At 54.3% G+C, this 19101-nt stretch carries 19 protein-coding genes and 1 tRNA gene; 11 read left to right on the top strand and 9 right to left on the bottom strand.

Annotated elements, in window-relative coordinates; all coding sequences use genetic code 11:
* Window positions 1-146 precede the first annotated feature (146 nt).
* The 4 genes from CUZ56_RS11540 (at window position 147) to CUZ56_RS11525 (ending at window position 4501) form a co-directional block, all read left to right on the top strand.
* Window positions 147-1310, top strand: coding sequence for a Kelch repeat-containing protein (locus CUZ56_RS11540; protein WP_162615336.1), 1164 nt, complete (start codon window positions 147-149; stop codon window positions 1308-1310).
* A 148-nt stretch (window positions 1311-1458) separates the two neighbouring features.
* On the top strand, window positions 1459-2718 hold the full coding sequence (locus CUZ56_RS11535; RefSeq protein WP_162615335.1) for a Kelch repeat-containing protein: 1260 nt from the start codon (window positions 1459-1461) through the stop codon (window positions 2716-2718).
* 105 nt (window positions 2719-2823) lie between these two features.
* Window positions 2824-3273 (top strand): zinc-ribbon domain-containing protein, encoded by a 450-nt coding sequence (locus CUZ56_RS11530; RefSeq protein ID WP_162615334.1) that lies wholly within the window; start codon window positions 2824-2826, stop codon window positions 3271-3273.
* Window positions 3274-3346: 73 nt separating this feature from the next.
* A complete protein-coding gene (locus tag CUZ56_RS11525; RefSeq protein ID WP_204250892.1) occupies window positions 3347-4501 on the top strand; it encodes an MBL fold metallo-hydrolase in 1155 nt (384 codons plus the stop codon).
* 123 nt (window positions 4502-4624) lie between these two features.
* On the opposite strand, the gene CUZ56_RS11520 is transcribed toward CUZ56_RS11525, so the two are convergent.
* Entirely contained in the window at window positions 4625-6514 is a 1890-nt protein-coding gene (locus tag CUZ56_RS11520; RefSeq protein ID WP_126980550.1) for a M48 family metallopeptidase, read from the bottom strand.
* Between the two features lie 298 nt (window positions 6515-6812).
* On the opposite strand from CUZ56_RS11520, the gene CUZ56_RS11515 reads away from it, so the two are divergent.
* The 3 genes from CUZ56_RS11515 to CUZ56_RS11505 all read left to right on the top strand — a co-directional run bounded on the left by CUZ56_RS11515 (window position 6813) and on the right by CUZ56_RS11505 (window position 10528).
* A complete protein-coding gene (locus tag CUZ56_RS11515) occupies window positions 6813-8114 on the top strand; it encodes a toxin-antitoxin system YwqK family antitoxin (protein ID WP_162615333.1) in 1302 nt (433 codons plus the stop codon).
* Between the two features lie 195 nt (window positions 8115-8309).
* The gene (locus tag CUZ56_RS11510) at window positions 8310-9557 is read left to right on the top strand and encodes a hypothetical protein (RefSeq protein WP_126980548.1); all 1248 of its coding nucleotides are present in this window, start codon (window positions 8310-8312) and stop codon (window positions 9555-9557) included.
* A gap of 176 nt (window positions 9558-9733) precedes the next feature.
* The gene (locus CUZ56_RS11505) at window positions 9734-10528 is read left to right on the top strand and encodes a hypothetical protein (protein WP_126980547.1); all 795 of its coding nucleotides are present in this window, start codon (window positions 9734-9736) and stop codon (window positions 10526-10528) included.
* A 42-nt stretch (window positions 10529-10570) separates the two neighbouring features.
* On the opposite strand, the gene CUZ56_RS11500 is transcribed toward CUZ56_RS11505, so the two are convergent.
* Both CUZ56_RS11500 and CUZ56_RS11495 read right to left on the bottom strand, forming a co-directional pair.
* On the bottom strand, window positions 10571-10813 hold the full coding sequence (locus tag CUZ56_RS11500; RefSeq protein ID WP_126980546.1) for a hypothetical protein: 243 nt from the start codon (window positions 10811-10813) through the stop codon (window positions 10571-10573).
* On the bottom strand, window positions 10814-11050 hold the full coding sequence (locus tag CUZ56_RS11495; RefSeq protein WP_126980545.1) for a hypothetical protein: 237 nt from the start codon (window positions 11048-11050) through the stop codon (window positions 10814-10816).
* Window positions 11051-11215: 165 nt separating this feature from the next.
* Between CUZ56_RS11495 and CUZ56_RS11490 the strand changes: the two genes are divergently transcribed.
* On the top strand, window positions 11216-12838 hold the full coding sequence (locus CUZ56_RS11490; protein WP_162615332.1) for a toxin-antitoxin system YwqK family antitoxin: 1623 nt from the start codon (window positions 11216-11218) through the stop codon (window positions 12836-12838).
* Window positions 12839-12916: 78 nt separating this feature from the next.
* Here CUZ56_RS11490 and CUZ56_RS11485 read toward each other — a convergent pair whose 3' ends face one another.
* Window positions 12917-13339 carry a DUF805 domain-containing protein gene (locus CUZ56_RS11485; protein WP_126980543.1) on the bottom strand — a complete coding sequence of 141 codons (423 nt, stop codon included), beginning with the start codon at window positions 13337-13339 and terminating at the stop codon, window positions 12917-12919.
* 195 nt (window positions 13340-13534) lie between these two features.
* On the bottom strand, window positions 13535-13882 hold the full coding sequence (locus CUZ56_RS11480; RefSeq protein WP_126980542.1) for a DUF6717 family protein: 348 nt from the start codon (window positions 13880-13882) through the stop codon (window positions 13535-13537).
* A gap of 214 nt (window positions 13883-14096) precedes the next feature.
* Here CUZ56_RS11480 and CUZ56_RS11475 point away from each other — a divergent pair, with 214 nt between their 5' ends.
* Both CUZ56_RS11475 and CUZ56_RS11470 read left to right on the top strand, forming a co-directional pair.
* Entirely contained in the window at window positions 14097-14828 is a 732-nt protein-coding gene (locus CUZ56_RS11475; protein ID WP_162615331.1) for a class I SAM-dependent methyltransferase, read from the top strand.
* Between the two features lie 226 nt (window positions 14829-15054).
* A tRNA-Ile gene (locus CUZ56_RS11470) sits at window positions 15055-15131 on the top strand.
* Window positions 15132-15272: 141 nt separating this feature from the next.
* On the opposite strand, the gene CUZ56_RS11465 is transcribed toward CUZ56_RS11470, so the two are convergent.
* The gene (locus CUZ56_RS11465; RefSeq protein ID WP_126980540.1) at window positions 15273-16469 is read right to left on the bottom strand and encodes a toxin-antitoxin system YwqK family antitoxin; all 1197 of its coding nucleotides are present in this window, start codon (window positions 16467-16469) and stop codon (window positions 15273-15275) included.
* A 126-nt stretch (window positions 16470-16595) separates the two neighbouring features.
* Window positions 16596-17522, bottom strand: coding sequence for a DMT family transporter (locus CUZ56_RS11460; protein WP_204250891.1), 927 nt, complete (start codon window positions 17520-17522; stop codon window positions 16596-16598).
* Window positions 17523-17675: 153 nt separating this feature from the next.
* On the opposite strand from CUZ56_RS11460, the gene mtgA reads away from it, so the two are divergent.
* Window positions 17676-18386 carry a monofunctional biosynthetic peptidoglycan transglycosylase gene (gene mtgA, locus CUZ56_RS11455; protein WP_126980539.1) on the top strand — a complete coding sequence of 237 codons (711 nt, stop codon included), beginning with the start codon at window positions 17676-17678 and terminating at the stop codon, window positions 18384-18386.
* A 4-nt stretch (window positions 18387-18390) separates the two neighbouring features.
* On the opposite strand, the gene CUZ56_RS11450 is transcribed toward mtgA, so the two are convergent.
* Window positions 18391-18876, bottom strand: coding sequence for a hypothetical protein (locus CUZ56_RS11450; protein ID WP_126980538.1), 486 nt, complete (start codon window positions 18874-18876; stop codon window positions 18391-18393).
* A 27-nt stretch (window positions 18877-18903) separates the two neighbouring features.
* A complete protein-coding gene (locus CUZ56_RS11445) occupies window positions 18904-19092 on the bottom strand; it encodes a hypothetical protein (RefSeq protein ID WP_126980537.1) in 189 nt (62 codons plus the stop codon).
* Between the last annotated feature and the right edge of the window lie 9 nt (window positions 19093-19101).

The following is a 19101-nucleotide window of genomic DNA, read 5'->3' as shown; positions in this document are numbered from 1 at the left end:
ATGCAACACAGTGGAAGGGGCAGAAAGCATGGGCATTAAAAAAATCTACATCGCATAAGATGGAGTGCCATTGTGCCAAGCCGCCCGCGAAGTGCGGACAGCTCGCGGTATGGGGTGGTTTTGTGATGGACTGGATGTTGGCGCTTATGCTCGTATTGAGTGGGGCAGCGGCATTGGCACAGAGCAGGGTTGACCGCCCTGACGATACACGGGCAGGGCAATGGCTGACACTGGCACCGATGCAGACTGCACGTTCCCGGCATACGGCTACGCTGCTTGAAGATGGGAGCGTACTGGTGGTTGGGGGGATGTTGCCGGGCAAACGGTATCAGCCTGCCCGATCACATGCCAGTGCTGAACTGTATGTGCCTGCACAAGATACATGGATACCCTTACCTGATATGGAAGTGGCACGCCTGTTTCATACGGCCACACGTTTGCAGGACGGTCGCGTATTGGTGGTTGGCGGAGTGGCAGACACCCGCTCAACAGCGGTGCAGGCTGAGCTTTATGAGCCAGAGCGGCGGCAATGGTTGATAGTGGATTCATCGGCTACGCAGCAGCGAGTTATGCACGCGGCGGTTTTGTTGCACGATGGCCGGGTGCTGGTGATGGGCGGGGCACAGCCACAAGGTGGCCGACCTGTCGCGCTGAACAGTGCTGAGCTGTATGATCCGCAGCAGAGACGCTGGTTGCCAGCCGCAGCCATGCATGAAGCACGCATGTTGCACACGGCTATTATATTGGCTGACGGACGTGTGCTGGTTGTTGGAGGGGTGACTATACAGGGGAATATGGAGATTGCTTTGAGTCATGCGGAAATTTATGATCCGATACAAAACGTCTGGCAGCCAGCCGGGGAGATGTTTGACTCGCGTTATATGCACGCGGCTACGTTGCTGGAGGATGGGGCGGTTCTGGTTGCAGCAGGAATGGGTACCCGGCAGTCGCAGGCACAGACGTCCCGACCAGAAATTAGAAATACAGCGGAGCTTTATCGTGGTGCATCTGTATGGGATGTTTCGGGATTTTTACTGGAACCTCGCTCCGAGCATACGGCGAGCTTGTTGCGTGACGGGCGCGTCTGGATTGTGGGTGGTGGAACGCCTGTGATGCGTGTCAATGCCCCTCTGGCAAGCGTGGAGGTGTATGATCCTGTCGCCCGCCGGTGGGGTGTGGGAGCGGCCATGACGCAGGAGCGCATGGGACACAGCGCGACTGTACTGTCCGATGGGCGTTTGCTGGTGGTTGGAGGAGAATCGCTTTCCGGCGGACTGAGTTCGGTGGAAGCATTGACGTTGGAACCATGATGTGCCGCGACAAACATATGAATTGAGCATACGGACTGAACAGACAGGGTAGCCGCACATGAAAGTCTATCAAATCAACAATGAAATGGCATCCAGCATACCAGCGGGCAAGGAGGCTTCGTTTCAGGGTGGCTATCACATTTTTGCGTTGAAATGGCTGCTGCTTGTGCTGCTGGTGGTTGGTTGTGTGGTGTTTTCCATTTCCCGCGATCCTCCTCCTAAAAGCCATTATTCTGCGTTGTGTGTACCGCGCTTTGAGCATAAAGCATTAACATTGCGCGATGGCAGGGTACTGGCGGTGGGAGGAACTCCTGATAGTGCGCGCATGTTGAGTTCGGCAGAAATGTATGATCCGGAAAATCGGTTCTGGCGGCGTGTTGCTGATATGCCTGAACCCATGTTTCCTGAGTATATGTGGCAGTTGAACGATGGGCGAGTATTGGTATATGGCCATGTGCGGTTTGGCAGGACCTTGATGGACCAGGTATTTCTTTATGACATTCAGGCTGATCGCTGGCTGGCGGCTTCTCCTATGAAAGCAGGAGAGCAGGGCTGGCTAGAGGGGGCTGTGTACCAGCAGCAAAGACCGCTGTTGATTGCTGAAGCCAGGGCAAGGCCGGAACAGAGAGTGTATTTCGGTTCGACTGCTGTCTTGATGGCAGGAGACAAATTGCTGGTCAGTGGTGGTATCCTGAGAAACACAGATAATCATCATTCAAAGAGCAGTGAAAACTCGGCTTTTATATTAGATATAGCACAAGCGCAGTGGCAGGAAACCTTACCGATGCATGATGCACGTCGTGCCCACACGTTGACACTTTTGGATGACGGGCGGGTGTTGGCGGCTGGGGGATCGACTTCTTACCCTGATGATACGTTGCTGCATTCAGTTGAGGTGTTTGATCCATCTACTGGTGCGTGGCAACAGGTGGCGTCTATGCACGGAACACACGCAGATACGCAAGCTTTGTTATTGCCTGATGGTCGAGTGGTTGTCACGGGCAATAATAGTGACGCTGTCAAAATACGGGTGGGCAATTCGGAAATAGAGGGGCGTAAATGGCAGTGGCAAGGTGTAATGGAGGTATACGATACTGCCAATGATCGCTGGGAACAAGTGGTTTCTGGTTTTAGGCAAATTGACTATATATTGTTGTTAGCTGATGGCCGGGTTGCAGCGTTACAGGACGGTGGTTTCGGTACGCCGCATATCATGCTTTGGAATCCGTTGTCTCATAAATGGTCTGATATATTATCAGGGTACCATCAAAGAAGCCGGTTTGTAATGACGCAGTTGGGCGATAACCATTTGATGCTTACCGGTGGCCAGATACATGTTACCAGATCTAAAAGGGGGTTTTTTGAACCTGTAGATGCAGTAGATTTCTTGAATTTGCCGCCCATTTGACACATGCAAAGTGGTTGCCAGATGAACACACATAAATTGGCAGTATAGGTATACTGCTGAATCAAAATGGTCAGGCGGTGCCTGACGGCAACAAAGGGGAAATGCATGATTTTTATTTTTGGCACCAAGGGGCGTACCAAAGAGGCTGGGCACGGGCGCTTTTTTTGCCCCAACTGCAATGGAGAGCGGAATTACCGTCTGCTCAAGGTTGCCAGTTATTTCACATTGTTTTTTATTCCGACATTCCCAATACGTGAGCTTGGCCGCTATGTTCAGTGTGAGCAGTGTCAGTGCGAGTACCAGACATCGGTGCTGGAGGAATCGGCCGGGCAGCAGTTGCTGCGCAGTGTGTATCGTGATGGTGCAGCCGGAATGCCGCTGCAGATGATCACTAACAAGCTGGTGAATGCAGGTATGCCTGAGCCACAGGCCAAAGAAGCGGTTGACGCGGTGGCGCAGCAGGTTGCGTGCAAGGAGTGTCCCGGATGCCATCTGGTTTTTCTGGCCGATGCCAAGCTGTTTACCTGCACGGCGTGCGGGGAACATTTAAGCTAATTAAAATCTGAATTCGCAACCATGGTATGGTGAGCACGGCTGGTGGTTTGGGTATCAACGTTTGGGGGTGTTTATGAAAAAGTGGATTGGTGGCATTGCAGGCGCTTTGGCATTGGCTTTGAGCCCGGTAGTCATGGCTGATACGGCGGCGCAGCCGCGCCAGCAGGTTCCGGGGTACTACCGCGTGATGGTGGGTGACCTGGAGGTGACTGCGCTCAATGACGGGCATGTTCGTCTGGGGGCCAATCTGGTCAAGGGCATGGCGCCTGAAGAGGTGCATGCACTGTTGCAGCAGGCTTTCATTGATGATGCCAGCGGGGTGCAGACGGCGGTGAATGCCTATGTACTGTCGCTAGGAGCACATGTGGTGCTGGTGGATGCCGGCAGCGGCGGTTGCATGGGGAATACGGTGGGCCACTTGCCGCAGCAGTTGCGTGCAGCAGGTTTTACGCCTGAGCAGATTGATGTGGTGTTGCTGACCCACCTGCATCCTGACCATGCATGCGGTCTGACGCGTGACGGGCAGGCGGAGTTTCCCAACGCAACGGTTTATGCTTCACAGCGTGAGGCCGATTACTGGCTGAGTGAGGAGATTGCACAGCAGCAGCCTGAGGAGGTTCGTGGCGTGTTTGCGGGCGCGCGGGCTGCGGTGGCACCGTACCGGGCCAATGACCGCTTCAAAACGTTCAATGTTGGAGATGTGATTTTGCCGGACCTGGATGTGGTGGCGGCATACGGGCATACGCCGGGCCATGTTGGTTATCTGTTCAATTCGGGCCCAGATCATATTTTTCTGTGGGGCGATGTGGTGCACAGCCATGCGGTGCAGTTCATGCATCCGCAGGCATTTATGGTGTTTGATGTGGACGGTGAGCAGGCAGTAGCCACAAGGCGCGCGGTTTTTGCCAAAACGGCAGACGAGCGCTGGCTGGTGGGCGGCGCGCACTTGCCGTTCCCGGGGCTGGGCCATGTGCGGCATAACGGGCAGGCTTATGCCTGGGTGCCGCTGGAATATGGCCCGATGACCAGGCCTGCTGCGCAGCCTTTGTCTGAGCCGGCCGAACCTGCGCCTGCATCTCAGGTGACAGATGCACCATCGCCTGCTGCACCTGTGGTTGAACCTGCACATGAGTCTGCAACGGCGCCGGCTGCTGCGGAACCCGCAGTGACTGCCGAGCCTGCCGCGACTGAGCCCGCTGTTGCTGAACCGGCACCGGCGGCACCCTAGCAGCTTAGCAGCCCAGGGGCAGGCAAGCAGGAGCAATTTCTTTTTTGCTTGCGAAACTTAAGTAAGCTGTCCAAAAAATCAGGCCCCGTCAGGGGCCTGATGCATGATGGGCATGGTGTATGGTTATGCGGCAGAAGGAGGTTCGTTCTGCTTGTCCTGTGCCGCAGCGGCTTGCTCTGCGCGCATGACCTGATGGCGTTCCCAGTACATGCCCAGCGTGTTTTTAAACTGGTCGCGCTGTTTGGCAATGCCGGGCAGTTTGATCGCGGTGGTTTTATTGCCGATCATTTTCTTTTCCGGGTGGGTGATGGTGAGGGTATCACTGCCGTAGCCATCGGTATAGTTCAGGCCTTTGACCATATCCCAGCCCAGTAGCTCGCCGGTTTTGGGCTGCACAATGCCGGCGTAAGTGATTTGAATGGACTGGCCTTTTTTCAGTTCAAACGTTACTGGCGGAAAGTATTTGAGCACAATCTGTTCTTCCTGCGCGTTGGCCGGTTCGTAGCGGTAGGCCAGCACATGTTCATGCTGGCTGCCAAAATCCTGCTCGTATTTGGACCACAGACGCTGCTCGATCTGTGCTGCAACGGGAATCAGGTCCACCCAGGTTTGTATCGGAGGCTGTGTCACAATATCGCCAAACTGTGTCGGGCTGATGTTGTAGCCGGCGTTTTTCATGCGCTCGGGCAGTGCCGGGTGCGAGTCAAACGGGTGCGGTACATGGCCGGCCTGTATATCCTGAACAAAGTTTTCCGAACGCGCATAGTCATGCAGGCCGCTGGCGACGCGATCAGAGATGCCGATACGCTCATCGTGCCGCTGGTTGCTGGAGAACAACTGGTTTTCTGTCTGCGTGCGGTAGCTTGAGTAGGCCGATATTTTGACCAGTGAGTGGATGATGGCCTGTGGCGATACGGCTTTGGCCGCCGTGCGGTCGGCCATGTATTCGCGCTGGCGGCTTTCGCGCTTGAGCGCAAATTCAAATATCAGGCGATACAGGTGCAGTGGATAGTAAACCAGACGGGTGGCACCGTTGTCGTACATCATGGCGCAGTACATGTCGTACTGAAACAGTTTGGGCCCCAATGCGGCACTGTTGGTGGTGTCGCCGCCGCGCAGGTGGTTCAGCTCGTGCGCCAGCACGCTGTCGGCTTCGCTGGTGTCCAGAATGCGCAGCAAGGGGATGCTGATATACAGCGTGCGGCCTTTGAGCGTTTTGCCTTGAATCTTGATCGGGCTTTCTGTCACGTAAAAGTTATCGTCAATACCAGCGATGATCTGGTCGGGCGCCTGGGTTTTGAGCTTTTTGGCCAGTGCGTCCACACGTGCCCATAATGCCGGCGCATCGATGCGGCTGAGCAGTTCGCCTTCGGTATCGCCGATGGGGGGCAGGCGTTTGAAAATACTCACCAGCGCATAGAACACCCCGATAGCGACAAACAGGCCGATGACCAGAATGAGTTTGGGCACGTAGCTGTTAAAGAAAAATGCCGTGAGCCAAAAAGACAGCCAGGTAATGATCACCCCCTGGGCAATGATTTCAACCACGCAGGCGACAATCAGCAGCCGCCAGCCGGTGACAAAGCTGATGTATTGCAGCTTGCGGTTGGTAAATGCGATCAGGCCCAGCAGCGCAATGAACAGCACGCCGATAATGCCGCCAATGATCAGCCATTTGGACAACTGGCCCACCTGATAAAACTGCCAGCGTTCAGCGTAAGGGGCACAAACCCTGGAGTTGTACAGCGGCTTATTGTCCACAGGGTCCAGCACAGGGCCGGCACAGGCTTTGGAAGGCGGGTTGGCCGTGAGGAAGGTGCGCAGTTCCTCTTTTTCAGCCGAAGACATGCGGGAGCGTGACATGACGCTTCCGATAAATTCAGAATCCCATGTGTTGAGCCCATGCTGGGTGAATACCAGTGATATCACAGGGATCAGGAAAAATGCCAGCAGGCATAACAGCACTGACTTGGCAAAATGTTTTTGGATACTGTCTTCTTTTTTGGCGCTCATGATATTCAGCAATATAAAAAACAATTGGGGAATGAACTGTGAGCCAACAGAACGGGATATGGTTTTTAGCACAGGCTCTATCTGAAGCTTTGATAACAAAGTCTTCAGGCCGAATTTTAGGAGACGAATGCTGCATTTTTGTGCAATGCTGGATTAAAAATACAGGGTTTGTGCAGCAGATCAGAGAGAGGGAAGTTGTTTTTATGTGAAAAGTTACAGATCTGTAAGAGCGGGTTGCTCAAAATGCTTGTGGATAGATTGGGTACTTTAAAATGCAGGCATGAGAAAGCAGGTATATATGGATGGGGCCCGCGCACGGGTACTGTATGGCCGGGTGTGCTGCGGATGGTTGTTGCTGCTGGCGCTGGTGTTAAGCGGCTGTGATCAGATGCAGTTGCTGACACAGTCGGGCAGGGTGCGGCCCTGGCAATTGCCGCAGCGTACGGCCGGAGTTGTGGTGGAGAATGCGCATGAACCGGCGCAGCGGCCTTCGGTGCCAACCCCGGCAGAGCCGCAGGAACAGCCGGTGGATGCTGTGCTTGCAGATGCGCAGGCTTCTCTAACTGCTCTATCTGCTACAGATGCTGTTGCAGGGGATGATTCACCCTTGCCGCCACCCGGTACGCAGTTGCATGCTGCTGCAGGGCTGGGGCCTTCAGAAGTGTTGTTGCCTGACTTGGCATCAGGGGTGGCAATGGCAACGCCTGTTGAACGGCGATACGATAGCCTGGCACTGGCACTCATGAATGTACCCTGGCAGCCAGGAGACGTGGTCGCGGTTAATGCTGCATATTACCGCCGCTTTTTGGAGACGACACGGCAGGGTTACCGGGTGCAGGATTTTTATCAAACGCAGCCACCACAACAGGTGGGTGACGGGCCGCGTGTACTTCCTGATCGGTTGGCCGGGGCAGCGCAGATCAGGCGTGCTGGTGAGCCATTGCCGGACGGAATGGATCTGGCAGAGCTGCCGGTAGCCGATGGTGACAACTATTCCGATATGCAGGCTGAAATCAAACTGACAGAGCCGTTTGTGTTGCTGCAACTGGCAGATGTGACTGCAACCCTGCCTGCACCGCGACCGGTAAAACAACAATATGCATGGTTGAACCAGTTGGCTGCGCATGGCAGTTATGTGCTGTGGTACGCCAATGGTCGGCAGGCCATTGCGGGAGGGTACTGGCAGGGCAAGCGCCAGGGACAGTGGCGCATGTGGTATGAAAATGGCAACCTGATGTTGCAGGAGCATTATGACCAGGGCGCGAACGAAGGCGGTTTTGCCGGCTGGTACAGCAATGGGGTGCCGGCCGGGCAGGGCCAGTACCACAGGGGGCTGCGGCAGGGGGAGTGGGTACTGTGGTTTAACAATGGTCAGAAAATGGAGCAAGGTGTTTATGAAAGCGGTGCCCAGCAGGGCGCCTGGGCACACTGGTACGAAAATGGGCAGCTCAGGCTGGAAGGGCTTTACCAGCAGGGGCAGCGTATTGGGCCATGGCGCTGGTGGACGCGTGATGGCGAGCTGGCGCGTGAGGCGCAGTACCTCGGCGATGCATCCGAGCGCAGCATTGGCTCGGGCACGATTGAGCCTCGGTGGCGTTGAGCGGTGAGCTTGAATATCGCTGGAACGCTAGGGTGATCGCCTGGTTTGTCATGTACCGCTGCACAGATTGACCTTGGTTGTGAAGAAGGTGTATGGGCGCCGAGTGGTCTTCAAATTCCATTTGAATACAAAATACGCTATGCTTATTGTGAAAAGCGAACGTGACAGATGTCAAGCTCAGACAAGGGGATAAAAATGGCTCGCGGTGTATACGACCTGGGACGGCGGGAACCTGCTTTGAGTGACGAGGTGCCGCAGGTGCCATTGACGCTGGCGGGAGAGCCGGTGTGGCGGGCGGAGTTATTGCAGTCTCAGGCATTCTGGTATGACCTGGCGTTTAATCCGCTGGATGGTTCTGGCAGCAGGCAGTTGTATGATGCACAGGTCAGCGCGTTGCAGGCTTTGCAGGATGAGCTGGCCGCAGACAGCGAACTGTGCTGTATCGGGTTTTGGGCCGCGCGTGCGCATGTGCGGTTTTGTTTGCGGAAAAAACCGCATTACTCGCTGGTTGGCGGCGAGTTTGTTTTTTATGTGGAGCTGGGCCGCTCGCGCATCCGCAAAAAACTGTCAACCACGTTTGTGGATGTGGGCACCGGCATGCCGGTCAAGCCCCGCATTGAGCTTAATGAGCGCGAGATCACAATTTACCTGTCGGATGATGAGCCGGAGACGGTTTCTATTTACGATTTTTTGCGCAAATGCGGGCTGGAACTGGGCATCGGTACACAGATTTATGGTGTCAAGCCGGTGCATGATTTGCTTGCATGCTGGCGCAATGGCGCAGACAGCCGGCTTTCCGAAATGCTGTACCGCGTTTCCAATGAGGAGAATGACTTTTTCTTTTTCTGCAACCTGTTCAGGGTGACCTCTGTGGAGCAGCCGGATGACGGCGTGAAAGCGGGCCAGCCCCGGCGTATGGATGGCGTACGCCGTCCGGAAAGCGTGCCACCCAGGTATGCAGACAATACCGCCGCTCCGGCAGGGGGCAGCAGCTTTGCCGCATTGGGCAGCACTCTATGGGCAACAAAGCCTGAGCCGATTGAAACGTGGGCTCAGGAGTCCGGTGCTGAGGAGGAGGCGTTGGGCTCAGGCGGAATCAGCATGCGGGGTATGGATGCCAGCGAACAGGGGGACTTGGTTGCGCAGGCGCTTTGCACTTATTTTCAGATTGCCAGCCCGGCACTGGAGGATGAGGTGAATGAGGTCCGCGAGCCTGTTGATGACGGCCAAAACCGGTGGGATGCCATGTACGGGCGCCGGCGTGAAACTCTGTGCCATCGCTCCGGCGACAGTCCATCACAGGCCTGCGCGGTGCAGGTGCTGCTGAGGCTGGAAAATCCACATGAGTTGTACCGCTTTGGTTCTGAGACGGTTGCTGCGGCAGACAAGCATCTGTTCACGTGTTACATCCACGATAACCAGGCTGTGTTGCTGGAGTCTTGAGCGGTGGTGTTGTATTTGCCGGTACGGTTGTTACAGCATCAAACGTTGCGCCCCGTGCTTTCATCCACCATGCAGATGGTCGCTTGTAAAAAATTGTAAAGTCTGCCTGTGAACATATCGGTCGTGGTACATTTTGGTATGTATACATACCTGCGGGGTGTGATGAGGTGAATGCCATGGTTTTCAATGTACAGATCAAAGATAAAACAATGCGCGGTTTCAGCCAATGGTTAAAGCTGGGGCTGGCTGGTGTGCTGGGCCTGTTGCTGGGCACGGCTGCTGTTGCACAAAGCCAGTTGCATTGTGTGCCGGCCGCAACGTTGCAGCGCAACGCGGCACAGTCGTATCTGGTGCGCATGACCATGGTGCAGCAACTGCCGGTGGATGGCCGTGTTTATGCCGGTGCACGTCAGGATGAACGGGGCGGCCGCTTTGAGGTGCTGAAAGTTTACAGCGGTAATGTCGATGCGTTAAAGGCACTGGAGGTTGCCAGGCTGGTGGTCAACTGCAACCAGGGTGATGCGCCGCGCTGCACGATTCTGGAAGAGCAGAATTACCCGTTTTATGCGGGGCAGATGATGGTGCTGTATGAGCGCCCGGATGCCGATGGTGTGGTCACGATCAAGCGTGGGCCGTGTCCGGGGTCGCAGCGGCTGATGGATAACGATGAAGACCTTGCGATATTTGAAAGCATGTACCCGCCGGTGTGGGTGAGTGCCACCTGGCAGCGTGAGCATGGCGGCGCAGATGCGCAGCCTGTTTCTGCTGATGCAGAGGATGCGGCCACGGCCGATGATGTACAGGCGCAGGAGCCGGAGCTGGCAGATGAAGAAAGTGATGCATCTTCAGGTGACTCTGCTCATCCTGCTAACCCTGCTGATGCGGCTGATTCTGCCGACCCGCCAGCAGATCCGGGACGCAATCCGACGTTTGAAAACCCGCAAAGCGAAGATAATCTGCTGGGTTTGTGACGGCTTCACGAGCGGGTTGGCGCTAGCGCGGCGCTCAAACATTCAGGGAATTGTGGCGGGGATGTTTTCCCCACCGGTCTGCCAAAACGATATCTGGTAGGAGTCGAGATCGTCATTCTGGGCAGGAATATAAAACTCCACCTCGCACGGCTGGTCGGGAAACTGCATTTTGAGTTTGGCCGTATAAATTTCTTTGAGCACATTGCCCAGCGCCAGCAATACGTCTTTGGCAGGATCTTCATCACCGGGGTTATGCAGATAATAAAGATGCAGATGGTTAACCACCTATTCAACCGACCGGCGGGTGCTGCCTTGCTGGTGGGCAAAGCCTCTGATGGTTTCAAGAGCAATGCCTTTGCGCACAATGTAACCATGGCATTGCACGAACTCCGGCCAGAAAATGCTGGCGTATCCGACCGCCAGCGGGAATGAGCCTTCGCATCTGATCCAGTTTTCCAGATTAATGCCTTTACCATCGTTCCAGCGACTCAGTTCAGCCTGCATGCTTTGCGGTATATCCATTTTGCTTTCCACTTCGGTATCCATTGTGCGTGATCGGCCAGCATAGCATAACCTGCGCATGGCTTTGCTGTGGCTGGGTCACCGCAGCGCCCAGACTGTTTACTTGTCTGGCGGTGATGTGGTTTAATGTCAGTTAATGAAACTGGGTTGCACAGTATGTCAGGTATGCAGCCATCTTCAGTTCAACACAACAGCGGAGATGATGAAGTGATGAATCCTCAAAAAGGACGATCTTTTACAGAAAAAACTACCCGGTGGGCCAGAAGCATTTCTATTCCTGCCGGTGCACTTTTGATTGCACTGGCCGGTATTACCGCAGGGGCACTGAGTGCCTGCTCAACACAGGAGTCGGGTGATGCTTCCGCTTTGCGCGATGCCGGCATGAGGGCGTTGCCGTACCAGGTGGGGCAGGTGGTTATCGGCAATGATTTGTATGAGCGCAAGTTTTTAGGGGTGAGCGTAGCCGATGGCACCGATGGCTATCTGGTGCAGGAGTTCTATAAGCAAAGCGGCGACAAGTATACCGACCCGTTTGTGCTGAGCAGTCTGGATGACGTTACGCGTGGCCTGGTGGATGCCGATACCCCAATGGCAGCGGAATTGCCGCGCTGTGATCAGGGGCTGGCGATTGTCGGGCTTTATACCGCATGGTATCCCAATGGACAAAAGATGTTGCAGGGTAGGCACCGTGCAGCAGCATCAACTGCTTCAGCCGTGTGCACAGCCGATGGCACCTGGACCTGGTGGTCAGAGGGGGGTGAAAAAATACGCGAGGTGACATACCAGAATGGCCAGCAGGCAGGCCCGTGGACGCAGTGGTGGCCAAGCGGGCAGATGGCCGTGCAGGGGCTGTATGAGCAGAGTGCTCCGGAAAGTACCAGCGCGGCAGAAGGCCAGTGGCAATGGTGGTGGGAAAACGGCCAGTTGCAGGCGCAGGGTACATTTGTCAATGGACAGCGCCAGGGGCAATGGACACTGTGGTACGACAATGGGCAGATGTACGAACAGGGTGAGTATTTTGACGGGCGCAAAGCAGGGCCATGGCAGCGCTGGTGGCGCAATGGGCAGCTTTATGAGCGCGGCGGTTACGATAAAGGCATTCGCACCGGGTACTGGCAGCGCTGGAATGCCCAGGGCAGCACAGTGCCACTGCGCCTGGTGATGCCGGCCGGCCCCGGTGCCACTCAAAAAAGCCAGGGCGAGCAGGTACCGTTTGTCAGCGGCGACATTGTTGCCGGCAGCAAAGCGTATTACCGCCGTTTTCTCGGGGTAACGGAAAAAGGTTTTTTTGAAGTACAGGATTTTTACCGCAGCAATGACGCCAAGCTGACCGACCCGTACCTGTTGATGGAAGCGGCTGATGTGATCCGGGGGATGGATGACCTGCACGGCCTGTACCACTATGAGGGCGATGAACCGTTACGCATGACCGGCAGTTATACCCGCTGGCATGCCAATGGCAACCAGCAGGTCGCTATCCGTTTTATCAACGGTGTGCCTGATGGTGCCTATGCGCTGTGGTGGGAAAACGGGCAAAAACGGTTGCAGGGCACTTACCGGCTGGGCCGCCAGATTGGTCTGTGGTCATGGTGGCGTGAGGACGGGCAGCTCAGCGGCACCGGGCACTATCTGGATGGCCTGCGCAGCGGCGAGTGGAGCAGTTGGCATGGCAACGGACAGCTTGGCAGCAAGGGCGATTACCTGCATGACGAGCGGGTAGGGCAGTGGCAGCACTGGGATGCAGACGGATCCTTGCGCGGCGAGGCCAGTGATCCGCAGGCTGAATGAACATTGGCATGGTGTAGCAAAACAGCGGCTCCAGGGCCGCTGTGTTTATTTTGGCACATGTCGTTTGGGTGTTTTCGGTCAGGCCGAAGATGGGCTGGCAGTATGGCTTGGCTCTGGGCCGTATTCGTTAGTGCCGGGGGTGCTGGGCAACAGGGTAAAAATCAACAGCACAAAGCCGCCGATCACCGGAAGAATAATCAGCAGTATCCACCAGCCACTGCGCGAAATGTCATGCAATCGCCGGATCAGCACGGCAATGCTTGGCAGCAGAATAGCCAGGTAAAAAATACCCAGGACCGGCGCGTTGGCCCATACAAATACAGCTGGGTAAGGTGTAGATGCGTGGTTGATTTCCATAGAGCCTGCGCCAAACAGCAAAGAAACAAAAAGCAGCACGGTTGCAAATACAATATTGAGCAGGACAAACCACCAGTATTCTGAACGGCAGGCACGCCCGTCAAAAACCGCATATTTTTTTAATGCTTGAAGATACCAGTTCATACATACCCCTTTCAGTGAGGACGTAGCTTATTACCGTATTTTCCTGATGCAAACGGCATAACAGTTCAACAAGAAATACACCGCTGTATATTGTTGTCCTGAATGGGGTGCAGCGGTATTCAGCCCGCCGGCAACCTTGCTAGGGGCAGGGATGCTGTTCGTATGAATTGGCCACCGGGCAGGCCGTGAAATATTTCAGGCGGTTTTGGCTTTAATCTGCACAAAAATATCTTCAGGGGCCTGTTCAAAATAGCGAAACAGTGCCGGGCACAGCCAGCCTTCCATATCAAGCTCCTGGCTGTGGTACCAGTTACCGCCGCAATCAACCCGGCGCCATTGCAGCCTGAATGCGTATCCGGGAAATGGCGTTTGAGAAAACAGCATCACAAAACCCTGGTCGGCATCGGGAATGTCGGCGACAACGCGGTCGATCATGGTATCCGCCCCGCTGACAAACGGCTCTTTTGACAGGCCTGCACGCGCATCGTCAAATACCCACATGCCTTCGTATTTGTAGGGAGTGATGATGTTGATGGCGTTCATGTCAGATCCTGTGCGGCAAAGTGTTTGTGCTGGTGTTGGTGAGTGTATTACGCATAAAATTGTAACAAGATACTGCGTTTGACCTTCAGTACCTGAGCCTGCCAGCCGGGAGACACTGCCGGAAAGCCGGTGCCGGATAATAAACCGGCGTGAACCGGTGCACGCGTATCATCGGTGCTGAACGTGTTTGATGGACAAACAGAAAGATAGATTGATGCCTACCATTGACGATATTGATTTTGCCTCGCTCTACCGTGCCCATGCAGAGCAATCAAGCCGCAAGAGCAAACCGCCAAGCGCATGGGATGAGCGTTCGCAAAAACTCTCGCTCACTGAAGATGACTCTGCCAACCCGTATGTACAGGCATTCATTGCACACATGGATTTGCAGGGCGCCCATTCGCTGCTGGATATTGGCTGCGGTGGTGGTGCAATTGGCCTGGCGCTGGCAAGGCAGCTAAAGGCTGTGTACGCGCTGGATTACAGCCCCGGCATGCTGCATGTGGTGAAATGCCGCGCACAGGCACTGGGGCTATCCAATGTGCATGTGTTGCAGCACTCGTGGCACGAGTACGGGCCGCAGGCGTGGTGTGATGTGCCGGTGTGTGATGTGGTGGTGGCATCGCGTTCCACCATGGTGGACGACATGGCAGATGCCCTTCATAAAATCAACAGCAAGGCCAGGCTGCGGGCATATATGACGCTGATGGTGGAGCCGCGTGCAATCCCTGCGAAAGCAAAAGAAACAGCGGTTGCTTTCCCGGACTACATTTATGCGGTGAACCTGCTGGCGCAGATGGGGTATTTGCCACGGGTGGATTATCTTGACCAGAAAGGCAATCGTTGCACCACTTATCCGGCGCAAGATGGCGGAGGTTCAGATGCCAACTTGCAGCAAACGTGTTCGCACTGGGTCTGGGCGCTGGTGTCGTGGGACTGTCAGTAGAAAATGAAGTTGATCAAATTTCATTGACACTTATTTTTCGAAAGCATTACAATCCGGATCTATTATTCAAAATGTGTATGGCACATGCATGATGCGGCGCGGTATACATATTGACCACACTTTAAATTACGGTTGCTATTATTGATATGCGTTTGAGCCAACGAATACATCTTTGATTACAGGTGTATGAAGCCTTGAATGATTTCCGCAATGGATATCTGTGTCAGGGCCGTTAGCTCAATGGGTGAGAGCGCATGGCTTATAACCGTGAGGTTGCGGGTTCGAGTCCCGCACGGCCTACCAATATTCCATCATGAGTGAGCATACTACAGCGTGCTCACAGAGCCGTGCTTGCCGCACGATAAAGCATTTTGGTGTGCATGTAAAACGCCTTGATCTTATGCGGTATGACGCGACAGACCAGGGCGTTTGTGGTGAGGGCATTCAGTGGGCAACCTTCTGGCCGTCTGCGTACATGATTTCGCTGAGCAGTTTGCCGTTTTCATCGTAGGTTCTGGAAATGCCGTTACGCTGGCTTGCGGTGTAGTGGCTTTCCTGCTTCAGTGCGCCGCTTTCGTAGTACCATTTGTCAGGGCCTTCCAGCTTGTTGTCAACGAATGTGATTTCGCGTTTAAGCGCACCGTTTCTGTAATAGGTTTTTTCGACACCCTGGCGCTGGTTATGCACAAACAGCACCTCACGTGCCAGGTTGCCGTTGGGATGGTAGTTTCTCATCATGCCATCAATCTGGTTGTCGCGCCATGGCGTTTCGCTTTTAAGCGTGCCGTTTGAATAATAGGCTTTTTCAACGCCCTGGCGTTGACCATCCACCATAGTCACTTCATACCACAGCGCGCCATTGTTATAAAACGATTTTGACGGGCCGTTGAGATTGCCGTTGGTCCAGGAGCGTTCAGACTGTAGCGAACCGTCCGGGTAATACCATTTTTCAATGCCGTCACGTTCGCCATTGACGTAAGGGGTTTCCATTTGCAATGTGCCGTCGGCATAGTAAGACCTGTCAGGGCCGTCAATTTTGCCGTGGTCAAACGTTCTTTCATAATGCAGGCTGCCATCTTCATGAAACCCCTTGTCGGTGCCGTGTATTTCGTCATTGACATACGGCGTTTCATAGCGCAGGCTGCCGTCTTCGTAGTAGCCTTTGGAGATGCCTTCTGCCATGCCGTTGACGTAAGGTATTTCGTAGCGTAATTGGCCGCTTTCATAATAACCTTTGGACACACCGACTCTTTGACCATGCTCATAGGTGTTTTCGCAGTTCAGAACGGCGTTGCCACAGTATATTTTTTCAACGTCTTCTTTCAGCCCGTTAACGTAGATGGTTTCCCGGCGCAGTTCGCCACTGAGGTTGTATGCTTTTTCGACCCCTTCAATTTTGCCGTTGACATAAGGCGTTTCCTGCTGGAGCATGCCATTATCATGGAATGTCTGTACCACGCCGTTGACAGGCTGGCCGTTGCTGTCCAGTACAAGGCCGTTTTCTGTGCTGAAAGTGACTTCTTCTTCGTGATAAACGGTTTGCGCATTGGCTGGGGCAAACAGGGTGGTTGCAGTGCTTAAAAACAGAAACAGGAAAAAAGCCTGAGTCCACCGGCTGATGCGAAAAGAGAGTGAATGCATATTTTATGCTCCTGTGCTGGGATAGGCCTGAAATTTAAGACTGCCCACAAGCATACCATGCCAGCCTGAGTTTCTGCAAAAAAGCCGGTGCGTTAATTTGCATTCCGGCTCAGAGGCATCCAAACCTTATTTCCTGCGCAGTAAGAAGCCCCGGATGTTGATGGCGAGCAGGCCCAGGCCGATCATCGCCATGCCGATAAAGTGCCTTGGATATAAGCGCTCGTTCAAAATAAGCGCACCCAGAATGATGGCGCTGACCGGAACCAGAAAAGTAACCAGAATCACATTGGTGGCCCCGGCGCTGGAGAGAATGCGGAAAAACAGCACATAGGCCAGCGCAGTGGAAAAAATAGCGCTGGCTGCAATGGCTGCACAGACATGCAGGCTGGGCATCGGCAGCGTCCACGGGTGCTCAATCAGCAGTGCGAATGGCAGCAGCGTGAGTGCGGCTGTGGTGACCTGTGCCGTGGCGGTGACCATGGGCGGAATGCCAAGCGATTTAAAGCGGCGTCCATAAATACCGGCCAATGCGTAGCAGACTGCAGCGCCCAGCAAGGCAACCTGCGGCAGCAGCCTGGCGCTGCCAAGCGACGAGAATGCGTCCGGCCCGATCATCACCGCAACACCGAGGAAACCGATGACAACGCCCACGAGTTTATTCGGGGTGATCTTTTCGTCGCTGGTCAGCCAGTGGGCAAAGACCACAGTAAACAGGGGCGAGGTCGCATTAAGAATAGCCGCCAGTCCGCCGGCAAGCTGCGTTTGCCCCCAGGCAATCAGACTGAACGGGACCAGATTATTGAGCAACCCCATGACCAGGAATGCCCCCCATATTCTGGGACTGTGCGGCATTTTCAGGCCAAGGGTGCGCAGCAGCAGTAGCAGTGCGATACTGGCCAGCCCGACACGCAGCGTGACAAAAGTCAGCGGGGGAATCTGTTTGACAATGACACTGGTAAAAAAATACGAACTGCCCCATAGCAGCGAAAGCGTGATCAGCATGGCCCATTCGGCAGGCCCCATGGCTTTGAGCGGAGAATTGGCAGAGGGCATGTCGTATAGAAACTGGTTGAAGAACTGGAGCAGGGGACCTATTATTGACCAAATCTGACATTTCAACAAACCTCCCATCAGAGAATGCGACAAAGTGTGCGAATTTGCATGCGATGGCTCTAAAATAAGCAAACCAGAAAACCCGAAATACCTGTGGCTTACATTAAACGTTTTATCTGCCTGCTGTTACTTTCAGCATTTGCGCTGGAGCTGTTTTTTGTGCTGCGCATTGCCGCTGGCAATGTGCTGCCGATACGCTCTACCGCGTTTGAGCGCACGGCTATTGTGCGGCTGCTGCTTGCAGGCGAGCTGAAACAATGGCACCGCGAATGGCGCAGCTACGACAACATATCAGAAAACCTCAAGCGGGCGGTAGTCGCCTCGGAAGACAGCCGGTTTGAAGAACACTTTGGCGTGGAGTGGGAAGCCGTCTGGAAGGCATGGCAGCATAACCAGCGTGTGCAATCTGCCCGAGACGCAGGATCGCGTGGCGGCACCATACGCGGCGGCTCCACCATTACCCAGCAACTGGCAAAGAACCTGTTTTTGTCTACCGAGCAGACCTATGTACGCAAAGGGCAGGAACTGTTCATTACCCTGGCGCTGGAAACCTTGCTGACTAAAGAGCGCTTGCTGGAACTGTATTTAAACCATGCCGAATGGGGCAATGGCATTTACGGTGCACAGGCCGCTGCGCAAACGTATTACAAACACAATGCGGACAACCTGAGCGCAGTGCAGGCAGCGCGGCTCGCGGCCATGTTGCCACGACCGCGCTATTACCAAAACAACCAGGGCTCAGGATATTTGCAGCGGCGGGCAGGGCAGATAATGAGGGGCATGCCTGCGGTCAGCATTCCTTAAGCTTTCATGCAGCTTTGCCGACAGTTAACCCGTGAACGTAAGCCAGCTTGATGGCAGCAGCACCGATAAATTCAGAATAATTCAAGTCAATATGCCGAGCCTGTGCCAGGTTTTGATAAAGTTGCCGGATGCGGTTTTGATACGCGCAGTGAGAGACGAAATCATTAAAGAAACCCTGTGCCGCACTTGTGGGTGCAAAAAACAACATAAAAGCCATGGGTTGCAGCGACTTTTCCAGCCATGGGTGAAACTGTGTGCCATTGGTCTGTAAAAACTCAATGGCTTGTGTTTTATCTGCAAACAACTCAAAAACAGGCAGCGCATAATTATGTACCGCCTGCGCTATATCTGAAACACTTTGTGCATAACTGACACCGGCAAGGTTCCAGTCAGTCCATTGTTTGCGAGGCGTGAAAAAGCCCAATTGATTGCTGTAAACCACACCTGTGGCATTCGGGTTGCTGGTTTGCTCCTGATGCCATTTTTTCAACTGTTTGGAGCAAATGCTGATATGTGGTCAGACGATGATATGCCCGGCAGAATTCAGGTGGCTGGACTGAAAATGAATTTCACCAGTGATATCTTTGTCGGCAGACAAGGGCTTTTTAAGCATTTGCCCTTTTTGCAGCGACTTATAGCCATGTGCGGACAAAGCGTTGTCAATTTCAACACAGCCGTTGAGGAAAATATCTTTGGGAGATGCCATATAAATTGC

The organism is Saezia sanguinis (assembly GCF_003991585.1).
Lineage (GTDB): Bacteria > Pseudomonadota > Gammaproteobacteria > Burkholderiales > Burkholderiaceae_C > Saezia > Saezia sanguinis.
Note: the sequence above shows the minus strand (reverse complement) of the source record. Positions and strands in the feature narration are given on the sequence as shown.